Annotated in this window: 7 protein-coding genes; all 7 read left to right on the forward strand. The window is 37.6% G+C overall.

Translation table 11 applies throughout. The features are described from left to right. Positions 1–21: 21 nt before the first annotated feature. A complete protein-coding gene (locus BM207_RS08050; protein ID WP_090993068.1) occupies positions 22–2,397 on the forward strand; it encodes an ABC transporter permease in 2,376 nt (791 codons plus the stop codon). Between the two features lie 171 nt (positions 2,398–2,568). Then, on the forward strand, positions 2,569–4,959 hold the full coding sequence (locus tag BM207_RS08055; RefSeq protein WP_090993069.1) for an ABC transporter permease: 2,391 nt from the start codon (positions 2,569–2,571) through the stop codon (positions 4,957–4,959). A 28-nt stretch (positions 4,960–4,987) separates the two neighbouring features. Continuing rightward, positions 4,988–5,671: an ABC transporter ATP-binding protein gene (locus BM207_RS08060; protein WP_090993070.1), complete on the forward strand. Its 684-nt coding sequence runs from the start codon at positions 4,988–4,990 to the stop codon at positions 5,669–5,671. A 47-nt stretch (positions 5,672–5,718) separates the two neighbouring features. After that, positions 5,719–8,139 carry an ABC transporter permease gene (locus BM207_RS08065; RefSeq protein WP_090993071.1) on the forward strand — a complete coding sequence of 807 codons (2,421 nt, stop codon included), beginning with the start codon at positions 5,719–5,721 and terminating at the stop codon, positions 8,137–8,139. A gap of 75 nt (positions 8,140–8,214) precedes the next feature. Beyond that, positions 8,215–10,611: an ABC transporter permease gene (locus BM207_RS08070; RefSeq protein WP_090993072.1), complete on the forward strand. Its 2,397-nt coding sequence runs from the start codon at positions 8,215–8,217 to the stop codon at positions 10,609–10,611. A 163-nt stretch (positions 10,612–10,774) separates the two neighbouring features. Then, a complete protein-coding gene (locus tag BM207_RS08075; RefSeq protein WP_090993073.1) occupies positions 10,775–12,280 on the forward strand; it encodes a sulfatase family protein in 1,506 nt (501 codons plus the stop codon). A gap of 3 nt (positions 12,281–12,283) precedes the next feature. Beyond that, entirely contained in the window at positions 12,284–14,323 is a 2,040-nt protein-coding gene (locus BM207_RS08080) for a sulfatase-like hydrolase/transferase (protein WP_090993074.1), read from the forward strand. Positions 14,324–14,334: the final 11 nt, after the last annotated feature.

A 14,334-nucleotide genomic window follows, 5' to 3' on the forward strand; every position in this document is an offset into this window, starting at 1 on the left:
TTATCCATAATCATATTGCAAATGTTCAAACTTAACCTGAAAATAGCGCTTCGGAATCTTTGGAAAAATAAAGGAATAACTGCCATTAATGTTGGGGGATTAGCCATTGCTCTGGCTGCCTTTATTTTATTAATGATGTATGCTACTTATGAAACCAGTTTTGATAAAGAAAATCCGAATTATGATAGGATTTATGCGGTAGGTATCGCTTATCCCGAATTTAAAACTAATTATGTAGCTGCCCCATTTGCGAAAGCTATCAAGCAAAATTTCCCAGAAGTTGAGTTAGCTGGCCTTGTGAAAGGAAGTTCTTTTGAACTGGTGATCAAAAATGGCAAAAACACGATTTTTACTAACAATATTCTCCAAGCTGATTATCATGCGGCGAAGATATTGAATATCCAGCCTAATGGCGGCCTACAAAAACCGAGCGGAGATGCACAAAGGCTCACTTATTTGAGCGAGGAAAATATGCGCGTGCTATTTCCCAACAAAAATGACCATAAACCTGAAATGGTTGGCTTTGGCGCAAGTAACTCTGGTATAACCGGAATAATTGATGGGTCTATCAAAAAAAACGTACAATCGAATTTTAATTTCGATGGGATATCAATAGGTAATGAGTTTGGTGGAAGCGATAATTATGACATGAATGACTACACCATTTATTTACAGGTTAAACCTGAAACGGATGTAATTAAGCTATCCCAAAAAATTACGGACCTATATAGAGCAGAGTTACTAAAAAGCAGCGGCAGCAAGAAAACAATTGACGAAGTAAAAGGTATTGCTACATTTTTGGATCCATTGTCTAATCTGCATCTACGACCGAAAGCCGGCAATAATGGACCATACAAAGTTTTGATAGCGCTCTCGATATTAGGGGTTTTAATGCTGGTCATTGCCTGTATCAATTTTACTAATCTGAGTATTGCACAGGCAGCGAAACGGGCTAAAGAAGTTGGCATAAAAAAGGTGCTGGGCGCTTATCGATTTCAACTCACTATACAATTTCTGCTTGAAATCTTTATGCAATGCATGACTGCTACAATTTTGGCCTTGATTTTAGCAGAATTAGTATTGCCAAGCTTTAATAACCTATTCCAAGTTAAGCTAGCAATCTGGAGTTTTGGGAATGATTTATTGCTGCAATTGCCGCTTATTGTATGTATCATTACCGTAGTAGCAGGTACCTATCCAGCTCTGGTTTTAGCTGGTTTTAAACCAGCATTGGTTTTAAAAGGCAACTTTTCTACAAGTAAGCAGAGTTCTTGGCTACGTAGCGGCCTATTGATTTTTCAATTTAGTATTGCGGTTGTGTTCATTATTGGCTTGTTCATTATTAACTCGCAACTTAAATATATGCAGAACGAAGATTTAGGATTTACCCCAAACCAAGTGGTATACATTAAAAATATCTCGTTCTTTAATCAACCGGTTAAATTTGAGCCAGTGAGGGATAAGATTTTGAAAGTCCCGGGAGTTCAATCCGCAACTGTTGCAAGTTTTATACCTGATGGAAAAGCAAGTGGTATAAATAATTACACCGCTAACGGTATTTCAGCAAATATTGATTTCGTAGACGTTGATTTCGACTATTTCGAAACCTTGGATATAAAGCTTCGAGAGGGACGTTTTTTTACTGGAGACTTCAAAACAGATACTGCAAATTCTGCGATAATTAATGAAAGTGCGGTGGCCAAGTATGGACTTAAGAACCCAATCGGGAAAATTATTAGAGGCTGCGAAATCAATTATAAAATTGTTGGTGTAATTAAAGATTTTAAATCACAAGGTTTCGAAAATTCAGTTCAACCAACGATTTATATGATTAAGGATCCATGTAGCAACTTTAAAACGCAGATTATGCTCAAAGTGGATAGGCGTCAAATGGCCAGTGCATTGGCTACCTTGAAAGCGAAATGGCCTGAGATTAATCCATTAGATGGGGAAGATTTTCGTTATGAATTCTTAGATGAATTATATGGAAAACTTTTCAAAAAACAAGAACAATTACAATCTGTTTTTTTCGCGGCAGCCATCCTCACGATCTTTATAGCTGGGCTAGGTTTGTTTGCTTTTGCAAAATATATAACCAATGGGCGGATGAAAGAAATAGCAATACGCAAGATTTTAGGTGCTACAGATTTACAAGTCTTAAAGTTAATTAATACTTCATTTTTTGTTATGGTAGTTATTGCCAACTTGCTATCGTGGCCATTAGCCTATATTCTTACCAAAAAATGGCTTAAAACTTTCGCTTATAGTATCGACATTCCAATGATGCCTTTCATTTTGAGCACCCTTATCACCATAGTGCTAACCTTATTTACGGTAAGCTTACAAGCACGAAAGGCAGCAAAGGCAAATCCTGTTGACGCTTTAAAGCATGAGTAGATCTTAATCGTTCACAATTGTACAGACAGATGTTCGTTAACGAACAGTTTTGAAAGTATTGTTTTCTTAATGATCTGATATATAGCTATTTATATTCTTAACTAACCTTGGTACAAAATTGGCATTCAGCACACTATAAACACACCTCAACAAACCCAACAATAACAAAGTATGTTTAAGTTAAATTTAAAAATAGCTATTCGTAACCTTTGGAAATACAAAGGATATACTGCAATTAATATATTCGGTCTTTCAATTGGATTGGCCAGTTGTATTCTAATCTTCATTTTTGTTCGTTATCACTTGAGTTTTGATAAAGACTATAAAAATGAAGATAGGATTTATCGTGTAGTTTCTTCGTGGAAGTATCCTGATGGAAATGACTCTAAATCTCAGGGTGTTCCGCTTCCGCTGCCAGCGGCTATGAGAACCGACTTTTCTCAATTTGAGAAAGTAGCTGCGATACAACAAGGTGTAGGTATTGTTAAAGTAAAAGCACTACCTGGTAAAGCCGAAATTAAAGTTTCAAGTTATGTTTATTATGCCGAACCATCGTTTTTTGAAATATTTGATCATCAATGGCTAGCTGGAAATCCAAATCAATCTCTATCCGCTCCAAACACTGTTGTATTATCTGAGGAGACAGCAAACACTTATTTTGGCGACTGGCGCAAAGCCCTGGGTAATAGCATTACTTTGGATAACGAGCGAGATTTTAAGGTGACTGGTGTGATAAAAGATAATCCCCAAAACAGCAGTTTTCCGCTAAAAATTATTGTTAGCTATGCCAGCTTTGTGAGCAAAAATGATAAGTCATGGAAGTCCGTTTCGTCAAATTCAGAATGTTATGTACTGCTTAAAAAAGGTGTTTCCCAAAATGACCTAATAAAACCTTTGGAGCAATTTCTAAAAAAGTATTATGTAGAAAATAGCGTAGGTAAAGAGTTTCATCATTTTCAAGCTTTAAAAGACATTCATCACAGCGACGATTATGGGAATTTTGCTCAGCAAAATACACCTTATAAACAGATCATCGGCCTGGCTATCATCGGTCTGTTTTTATTGCTAACTGCCTGCATCAATTTTATAAACTTAGCAACTGCACAGGCTGTGAGTCGTTCGAAAGAAGTCGGTGTTCGAAAAGTAATGGGTAGTAGGCGCAAGCAATTGATTTGGCAATTTCTAAGTGAAACTACTTTAATCACCGTTATTGCTTTACTATTAGCCTGTGTATTTTCTGAGCTGGCTTTGCCAAAAATGGAAAATTTGTTCGGTGGCAATGTTTCTTTCAGTTTGTTTGGACACCCTGTAATTTTTGTTTTCCTATTTGGCCTACTCATTTTAGTTAGCTTCTTGGCCGGAATTTACCCAGCTTTAATTATGTCTGGTTTCAGTCCGGCTTTAGCGATTAAAAATAAAATAGCAGCCAATGCAGGTGGTGTTGGTTTACGGAAAACATTGGTTGTGGTTCAATTTGCGATTACGGCTGTGTTAATTGTAAGCACTTTGGTAGTCATCAAGCAAATGAGCTATATCCGTAATAAGTCACTCGGCTTTGATACTAAAGCAATCGCATTGGTAGGTATTCCGAGCGATAGTGTGAGCCGAATAAGGTATAACAGTTTTCAGGAACGAGTGCTGGCGGTACCGGGTGTAAAAACGATTAGCTTTTGTTCCGCACCTCCCTCTTCCGGTAACAATAATCAAACAAGCTTTACTTATAACAGCTCAAAAGACGCAGATTTTCAGCTTAACATTAAAATTGCAGATGAAAATTATTTCAAGACATTTGGACTGCAGTTAGTTACGGGTAGAACGCTTAGTAAAAGTGACACTACCAAGGAGTTTGTTGTAAACGAAACACTTCTCAGAAAGCTAAACGTAAAAAATCCGAATGAAGCAATCGGTAAAATAATGAAAGTCTGGGGCCAATCGGGCCCAATCGTTGGCGTAGTTAAAGATTTTAATAATTATTCTCTGCATGAAGAGATTTCTCCAATTGCTATATTCTCTAGAAAAAGTAGAGTTTCTACGATTGCTATTCGGATGGAATTAACTGAAATGACTGCTGCTTTAAAAAACGTTGAGCAGATTTTTAATACTACTTTTCCTGATTCTGTATATGAAAATGAATTCTTCGACGAAAGCTTGAAAAATTATTATGAAACTGAACAGATCATGGGTACACTTTTTAAGGTATTTGCTGGGGTGGTAATCTTTATCTCATTTATCGGCTTATTTGGCCTGATATCTTTTGTGGCAACCCAACGAACCAAAGAAATTGCTATTCGGAAGGTTTTAGGAGCGTCTAACTTAGAATTGATAAAAATGCTGAACAGTAGTTTCTTATGGATGGTTTTAATTGCAAATATGGCGGCTTGGCCTATAGCTTATATATTTGTTTCTAATTGGTTAACCACTTTCCAATATCGAACTGCGCTGGATATCTGGCCATTTGTAATTGCCATGGTAACATCAATGACCATAACCATTGTAACCGTAAGTTTAAGATCTTATAGAGCCGCAAAAGCAAACACAATTGATGCATTAAAATACGAGTAGTTTAGGTTGAAAGCTTAACATAACGAACATGATAGAATTAAAAAACATAGAAAAATATTACGCCAACAAGGGTGTTAAGAGTTACATTTTACGCCATGTAACCACTAGTATTAAACAAGGAGAGTTTGTATCCATTATGGGGCCATCTGGAGCGGGGAAATCTACCTTACTTAATATCTTAGGAATGTTAGAAGAAGCTACGTATGGTGAATATCATTTTATGGGTGAGGATGTAACAGCGATGAATGAACGTAAGCGGATTGAATTATATCGTAACCATATCGGATTTGTATTTCAGGCGTATCATTTAATAGATGAGATGACGGTAGCTGAGAATATTGAAGCGCCTTTACTTTACAAGAAAATACCAGGAGCAGAACGTAAAAGTCGCATTGCGGATGTATTAGATCGTTTTAATATGGTCGCCAAAAAGGATTTATTCCCCAATCAGTTGTCCGGCGGACAGCAACAGTTGGTGGGTATAGCGAGAGCGCTTGTAGCACAACCTTCCATCATTTTAGCCGATGAACCTACTGGTAATTTACAGTCGGCCCAATCCGAACAAATTATGGACCTTTTTAGAAAGCTTAATCAGGAAGAAAATATTACAATCCTACAGGTTACCCATTCTGAGAAAAATGCGCAATTTGGAAACAGGATTTTGACAATTGAGGACGGCGTAATCAAAGAAGATGTATCAGTTTCTAAATAATCAAAATACTCGACAAACCAAGAAATCAGCTTACTAAACAACAGGTTATGTTTAAACTCAATCTAAAAATCGCGCTCCGTAATTTATTTAGAAATAAAGTGTATGCTGCAATTAATATTGGCGGATTAGCACTTGGTTTAACGGCATTCCTGTTTATATTGTTGTATATCAATCACGAAGAGAGTTACGACAAGTGGTCGACAGACTTAAAAAATGTCTACCAAGTGAGAGAAAGACATAGTTTTTCTACGCCAGATAATCTCGAACATTGGCAGGAATCTAACAATAGCAGAGTTGCCAATTTATTAAAGGAACGTATTCCTCAAATTGAGGTAATTACAAAGATAGATAAGGTTTGGTCGTTCAGCGACGGAACTGCAGTAAAGATTGAGCATGCAGACCCAGTGATGATTCGAGATATCAGAGACGCAGATCATCATTTTTTTCATGTTTTTCCGTATAAATTTTTAAGGGGCGACGAACAAACCGCTTTGGAAAAGCCAAATTCTATTGTTCTTAAGGAAGCTATTGCCTTAAAGTTATTTGGAAGTTTGAATGTTTTAGGAAAGCAAGTTAAAACGTTAGTTTGGCAAGGAGATGAAGGTAACTCGCTTATTGTTACAGGTGTGGTAGCTGCTCCTTCGACACCAGAGACCGTAGCATTCAATGCGATTACACGCACAGGTAATAAAGATAATGATCCCGAAAATCCTGGGACAACTAATTATTGTCAGATTTACGCCAAGATAACAGACAACAGTGATACGACTAAACTAAATAAACTGGTACAGAACGTTTACGTAGCGTTTAAAAAGAAAACTTTTGCCGGCAAAGATGTTGGCTTTGAGGAGTATTATAAAGACAAAAGTAAAAGTCCGGGTTTAAAATTAGTTAGTTTACAGACCGTTCACGGAAATCCAGCTTTAACGGTAAATTGGTTGGAGAAGGTAAAGCCGATTATCGCTATTTCCATATTTCTATTATTGATTTCAATTATCAACTTTGTTAACTTAGCCACTGCCCAGTCTGTTAAGAGAGCCAAAGAGGTGGGAGTCAAAAAAGTATTAGGGTCTTATAAGAAGCAGCTAATTATTCAATTTCTTTTGGAATCGGCATTGCAAAGTGTGGTTGCGTTATTTTTCTCTGTTATTTTAATTGAAGTACTATTGCCTTCTTTCAATTCATATTTTAATGTCAACTTAAGCTTTTGGCACAATGCTCAGTTGTTTGTATTGATCATCCAGCTTATCGGACTATTTTTACTGGTTACTTTACTTGCTGGTTTTTATCCAGCTTGGATATTGTCAAACTATAACCCAGTTTCAGTATTAAAGGGCAATTATGAAAATGGGCTTAAAGGAATTTTCCTTAGGAATGCACTTGTGATTTTTCAGTTCGTTATTTCAGTTACGTTTATGATTAGTATTGGTGTAATGCAGCTGCAAACTGACTATATTAATCATAAAGACTTGGGTTTTGACAAATCAAAAGTCATCAACATTAAATCAAGTTACGATGAAAATTTTGCAAGTAAAATAAGGCGGATCGCGGGAGTCCAATATGTAGGTACTACCACGCAAGTTCTTGGAAATGCCTTTAATTTCAACGCTCCGATTGATTATGAAGGTAAGAAAATCGACATCAACAGTGTAACTGTTACCATGGAAGCATTACCGGCTTTAGGCGTAAAAGTGGTGAAGGGTCGTATTTTTTCTCCACAATACAAAGCAGATACCTTAACTTCTGCAGTACTTAACGAGTCTGCTGCCCAATTACTGGGTAAAGATGTTATCGGTAAACACTTTAGTCAAAATAGTGGAAAAGCTATTCTACAAATTGTGGGGGTAATTAAAGACTATCATAATGAGGGTTTTGATAAAGCTGTTCTACCAACAATGTATAAAATTACTAAACTGGGAAGTAGTTCTAATACTAATAACATGTTAGTGAGATTTTCTTCGGAAAATAGTGAGCAGATTTTAGAAAAAATCGCCCGAGAATGGCGACTTGCCTATCCTAATTACCCCATGCAATATGCTGCATTAAATGATTCTTTTGAGAAGATATTGGAAGAGAATAAGCGATTTATAAACATGATTGTACTTTTTAGTGTAGTTTCTATAGCTCTTTCACTACTAGGCCTATTTGCGCTTTCAACTTTCATGGCGAAACGTAGAACTAAAGAAATTGCTATTCGAAAAATATTGGGCGCCTCTAATTTGCAATTGATGAATATGCTAAACCGGTCATTTCTATTATTGGTATTAATGGCAAATTTCATAAGTTGGCCAATTGCCTTTATTTTAACTAGGAAATGGCTGGCAGGTTTTGCTTATCGTATTGATATGCCTATCTGGCCTTTTTTAATTGCTACGGTGTTATCTGTTGCAATTGCGATATTCACAGTTAGCTTGCAAGCTAGAAAAGCTGCAGTAAGTAATTCTGTCAATTCATTAAAATACGAATAACATATGATAAGTTATATATTGTACGTAATATCCTTCGCACTTACTTGTAATGTAATACGTAAAACTTAAAAGGAGATGTTTAAACTCAATTTAAAAATCGCTCTAAGAAATATTTGGAATCATAAATTAACTACGTTAATTAAGTTAATTGGTTTGATTGTGGGCTTAAGTACCGTTGTACTTTTAGTAGCGTACGTGATGTTTGAACTTTCATTTGATCAGCATAACGTAAACGTAAATGAAATTTACCGCTTACACTCTATTAATAGCAAGGACCAGAAAGAAGAAATCAATTTACCATCTGGTTTGGCTGAGATGCTACGGGACGAAGTTCCAGAAGTGAACAAGACAACGATGTTGCATAGCCATGAGGTGCAGGTTAAAGTTGGAGAAAACTTTTTTAAAGAACATTTAGCCACTACTGAAAATACTTTCTTCGATATATTTACTGTTCCATTAGTAATTGGTGATAGCAAAAATCTTTTGAAAGAAGCTAATACCTTAATTATTTCTGAGGGTTTTGCAAAAACTGCATTTCCCAAAGGCAATGCGGTAGGACAGCTTATCACATTAGCTAACTACCCTAATGCGTATCAAGTGGTAGGAGTTATGAAAGATTTGCCAAAAGCCTCACATTTTCGTGCAGATTTAATTACCAGAACTGGTCTTTCGAAAAAATTAAATTGGAGCGGCTATTCATCAATTCCTCAGTACATACAATTGAAGAAAGGCGTATCTCCACTGGTTGTTGAACAGAGATTGAAAGCACTTTATGGAAAATACAAATTTCCAAAAACTGTAAAAATTAACTTAATGCCTTTAAGCAAAATTCATTTGTATTCTCATACTGGTAGTGAAATGGAGGCAAACAGCGATATTAAATATATTTATATCTTCTCTGTTGTGGCATTTTTTATTTTATTGATTGCAATTGTAAACTTCATTAACCTAACCATAGCGGCATCCATAAAAAGAGGAAAAGAAATAGGGGTGAAGAAGGTTATGGGTGCTTCACCCAGACAGCTGAGAGTCCAGTTTTTAAGCGAGAGTTATTTGTATTTCATTCTTGCAGCATTGCTGGCGCTAATTTTAACTCACGATTTAATTCCATACTTAGGAGGTAAATTGGGCGTCGAAGTTTCACTTTCTGGCATGGTAAATTTGAAAACGGCCTTAATATCTTTAGGGATCATCGTGTTTGCAGGCTTTGTTGCGGGTTTGTACCCCGCCATTATACTTTCTAGATTAATGCCAGTTAAGACACTCAAGGGATATACGGGGCACACATCTGGAAAGTTTGGTTTTAAAAATATTCTCATGATCTTCCAGTTTTGTATCTCTGCTTTTTTGATCATCTGCACACTTGCTATATATACCCAATTGAATTTTATAAGGGATAAGAACTTAGGTTTTGATAAAGAGCAGATTTTGGTTTCGTCTTTTACGATGTTTGGGGAAAATTATGCCAATTTTAAAGAAGAGCTGCAGCGAAAAGCTGATATAAAGTCATTAAGCTTATCCTCTTTTAACATCGGTAAATCTTTTGGAGGATCATCTTCTTGGACAAACGATAATGATACTACAGAATATAAATCTGATCATGTTTATGCGGATTTAAACTTCATCAACACTTTAAACATCCAGGTAGTAAAAGGGAGAGCCTTTTCGGATAAATTTGGTGCCGACATGGTGGACTATGACAATGTTATGGGGACTGTTTCATCATACGAAGCATATCAAAAAATTATTGCACAGAAACCAATTCTATTGAACGAAGCGGCAGTTAAGGCATTAAATCTTACTCATCCTGTAGATACGGTATTAAATTTTGGCGGTTTACAAGGAAAGGTTATTGGCGTAGTTGCTGATTTTAATGGTATGTCGCTTCATCATAAAGTCAATCCTTTAGCAATTAACTTGTCGCTAAATGGCATGGCTGGCTATTTATTTGTCAAAACTAATTCGGTTAACTTATCTTCAACTAAGGCAATGATAGAGGAATTGTGGAAGAAATATTTTCCAACTATTCCGTCCGAGTTGACATTTTTGGATACTCATCTTGAGCAACTCTATCAGTCGGAAATGAGATTAGGTTCCTTATTTATTACGTTTGCGGGTATTGCCATCTTTCTATGTTGTATAGGCCTGTTTGGCATGGTGTTCTTTGAGGTACAACAACGAACCAAGGAAATTGCAGTCCGCAAAGTATTAGGAGCATCAATCAGAGATTTATTAGGATTGCTGAATAGTAGTTTCATTAAATTGGTTATCCTAGCAAATCTATTAATATGGCCTGCATCATACTATTTAATTAGAGAATGGTTAAACGGTTTTTACTATCGTGCAGATTTATCATATATACCTTTTGTAGGTGCGTTAGGGATTAGCTTAGTGCTTACGTTAGTTACAGTTTCATTACAAGCCATAAAAACCATCAGAAAGTCGCCAGTAAAGGCATTGAAATATGAATAATTCTGTACAGTAGGTACTTAACTTGTTAGCTTTAGGTTAATGTATAAAAATAAAATATATTTGTGTTCAACTATCACACACAACCATGGCCACTAGCGATTTAACCTACGAAACGAGTACATAAGTAACCTTTTTTGGCTAGATCGTAAAACTCGTTATCACTATGAGCTACAGAAAACTGACACTTGGAGTTTTATTAATGCTATTTGGTTTGCCTAGTTTTGGGCAAAGACCAAACGTCGTTCTAATTTATACCGATGATTTGGGCTATGGAGATTTAAGCTGTTATGGTTCGAAAATTATCAAAACACCCAATATAGATAAGCTTGCCGAAAATGGAATTCGTTTTACCAATGGCCATGCAACCTCGCCAACCTGTACCCCTTCTCGTTTCGCGTTAATGACAGGAAAGTACCCTTGGAGACAAACAGGTACTGGGATTTTACCCGGTGATGCGAAAATGATTGTTCCTACCGATAAAACTACCTTACCCAAGGTTTTTAAAGGTGCCGGATATACAACGGCAATTGTGGGCAAGTGGCATTTAGGCCTGGGCGAACAGGTGTCGAAAAATTGGAATAGTGAGATCAAACCTAGCCCTAATGATGTAGGTTTTGATTATTCATTTATCTTTCCTGCAACAGCTGATAGGGTACCCACTGTATTTATGGAAAACCGTTTCGTGGTAGCTACTGATCCAAATGATCCTATACTGGTAGACTATAAACAAAAAGTGGGCAATGACCCAACGGGAAAAGAAAATCCTGAGTTGCTTAAGATGATAGCATCACCCGGACAAGGGCATAACAATACCATTGTAAACGGAATTGGAAGAATTGGTTGGATGAGCGGTGGTACGAAAGCTCGATGGACCGATGAAGAGCTGACCTTTACTTTTTTAGAGAGAGCTCAAAATTTCATCATAGATCATAAAAAAGAGCCATTTTTCTTGTCCTATAACTCAACCGAACCCCATGTGCCACGTATGCCTGCTACGAAATTCAAGGGGAAAAGTGGCCTAGGTTATCGTGGAGATGCGATTTTGCAGTTGGATTGGACCGTTGGAGAGATTGTTAAAATACTAAGAACTAATGGTTTATATGAAAACACAATGATTGTTTTTAGCAGTGATAATGGCCCTGTATTAGATGATGGATATGAGGACGGTGCAACCAAGGGATATGGCGGTGAACAATTGGGAGCAGTACGTGGAGGCAAATATAGTTTACTGGAGGGTGGGACAAGAGTTCCCTTTATTGTAAGCTGGCCTAACAAGATTAAATCAGGAGTTTCTAACGCACTCATGAGTCAGATAGATTTTGTTGCTTCTTTTGCAGGTATGTTAAACCAAACTATTCCACAAGGTGATGCGCCCGATAGTGAAAATCATTTCGCCGCCTTAATCGGTACTGATAAAAAAGGAAAGGAATGGCTTATTGAAGGAAATAACAAGACCGCTATAGCCATTGTAAAAGGAGATTGGAAGTATATTAAGCCAAACAATGGTGTAGCTTATTACAAATTAGTTGGCATTGAAATGGGGAATAGTCAAGAACTACAGTTGTACAACCTGAAAGAAGATATCGCCGAGCAAATTAATTTGGCCACTAAGTTTCCTAAAAAAGTGAGAGAACTGGAGATGCTACTAGAAAAAATGACAGCTAAATAAATAATGAGAAAATACTGCACATTAACAACTATTTTAATTATATCGGTAAATTTAGCATTTGGCCAATCAAAAAAACCTAACATCATCTTTGTACTCACTGATGATCTTGGTTATGGTGATGTGGGTGTCTTTTGGCAAAATCAACGTGCCAAGCTAGGCGACCGCACTAAACCCTGGACTTCTACCCCTAATTTAGATAAGATGGCCGCCGAAGGTGCAATCCTTACCCAGGCCTATGCCGCCGCTCCAGTTTGTGCCCCTTCAAGATCGTCTTTACTTTCTGGTTTGAGCCAAGGGCATGCGAGAGTTCGTGATAATCAATTTGATAAAGATCTTGCTGATAACCATACACTGGGAAATGTATTGCAGAAAGCGGGTTATGCCACTGCCGCAATCGGTAAATGGGGCTTACAGGGAACCAATGAATGGCCTGCACATCCATTGAATAGAGGTTTTGATTATTACTACGGTTATATGCGCCATAGCGATGGACATGAACATTACCCGAAAGAGGGTTTGTACCGAAAGCCAAAAGAGGTATGGGAAAATAGGAAGGAAGTGAGCAAGGATTTGGATAAATCTTATACCACTGATCTTTGGACTGCGGTAGCAAAAAAATGGATTGTTGATCTACAAGAAAAAACAAATAACAAGCAGCCGTTTTTCATGTATCTTGCTTATGATGCTCCCCATGCAGTACTTGAATTGCCTACTGGTCCATATCCGGCAGGAGGCGGATTGCAAGGAGGTGTGCAATGGTTAGGGCAACCAGGTCATATGATCAATACGGCAAACGGCAATATCGATAGTTATACCTATCCAGATTATGCAACTGCCAGGTACGACAATGATCATAACCCATTAACACCAGAAGTTCCATGGCCAGATACTTACAAGCGATACGCAAGTAGTGTACGCCGAATTGATGAAGCTATTGGGGATATTCTTAAATTATTGGCAGATCTTAAGATTGACGATAATACCCTTGTTATTTTTAGTTCAGACAATGGCCCGTCTATTGAAAGCTATCTGCCTAAACCACAGGTAGATTTTGCGGCAAATTTTTTCGGAAGTACAGGGCCATTTGATGGTATCAAACGTGATGAATTGGAAGGAGGAATGCGCATGCCAGTGATTGTGCGCTGGCCAGGCCATGTACCTGCTGGTAGGGAACTGAAAACACCCACCATTTCGTACGATTGGTTACCAACAATGACAGCCGCCGCGGGATTACCTGCACCGGCCAACTCAGACGGTCGTTCCATCCTTCCGGCACTCATTGGCAAAGGAAAACAAAGCGATGGTATTATTTATTCTGAGTATTTCGAAGGTGGAAGATCACCGAACTATGCAGAGTTTGCACCAGACAACCGCCACAAAACCCGTAAACAAATGCAGATGGTTAGAGTGGGCAATTTTGTTGGATTAAGGTACAATGTGAAAACCGCCGATGATGAAGTAGCAATTTTTAATGTAGTAAAGGACTCACATCAAAGCAATAACCTGGCTGCTAAAATGCCTGAGCGGGCACAACGGATGAAGCACATGATGTTGCAGGCTCGTAGGCCAGACTCTTCGGCAAAAAGGCCATATGATGATGCATTAATTCCTGCTTCTTCTGTAAAGAAAGTTAAACCAGGAATAGCCTGGAAAGCTTTTGATGGAGATTACCCGTGGTTACCGGAAGTTGCCACGCTAAAAGAGGTGGCGAGGGGTTCGGCTGTTTCGCCCATGCCTTTGGCGGGTCATGGCATCTATTTATACGAAGGTTATATCAAAGTGCCAACAGATGGAGCATATACTTTTTATTTAAGTTCAGGAGAGAAAGCCCTCTTACGAGTTCATCAAGCCACTTTAATTGACGAAGACTATGGCTACAAGCCCAACACAGTTAAAGAAGCAACTATCAAGCTAAAGGCGGGTTATCACCCTTTCAAATTGTATTGCTCGGGAAAAGAAAAAGTAACATTTGATTTGAAATGGAAAGGGGATAATTTTGAAAAAGACAGCATTCCGGGTAATGTGTTTTACAAAGAAAACTAATATTTTCTAAT

Origin of the sequence: Pedobacter insulae (assembly GCF_900113525.1) — a bacterium.
In the GTDB taxonomy this organism is placed as follows: Bacteria; Bacteroidota; Bacteroidia; order Sphingobacteriales; family Sphingobacteriaceae; genus Pedobacter; species Pedobacter insulae.

Coding starts and splice junctions, on each gene's coding strand:
- BM207_RS08050 (WP_090993068.1), top strand. CDS start 22: ATGTTCAAACTTAACCTGAAAATAGCGCTTCGGAATCTTTGGAAAAAT.
- BM207_RS08070 (WP_090993072.1), top strand. CDS start 8,215: ATGTTTAAACTCAATTTAAAAATCGCTCTAAGAAATATTTGGAATCAT.
- BM207_RS08065 (WP_090993071.1), top strand. CDS start 5,719: ATGTTTAAACTCAATCTAAAAATCGCGCTCCGTAATTTATTTAGAAAT.
- BM207_RS08060 (WP_090993070.1), top strand. CDS start 4,988: ATGATAGAATTAAAAAACATAGAAAAATATTACGCCAACAAGGGTGTT.
- BM207_RS08080 (WP_090993074.1), top strand. CDS start 12,284: ATGAGAAAATACTGCACATTAACAACTATTTTAATTATATCGGTAAAT.
- BM207_RS08055 (WP_090993069.1), top strand. CDS start 2,569: ATGTTTAAGTTAAATTTAAAAATAGCTATTCGTAACCTTTGGAAATAC.
- BM207_RS08075 (WP_090993073.1), top strand. CDS start 10,775: ATGAGCTACAGAAAACTGACACTTGGAGTTTTATTAATGCTATTTGGT.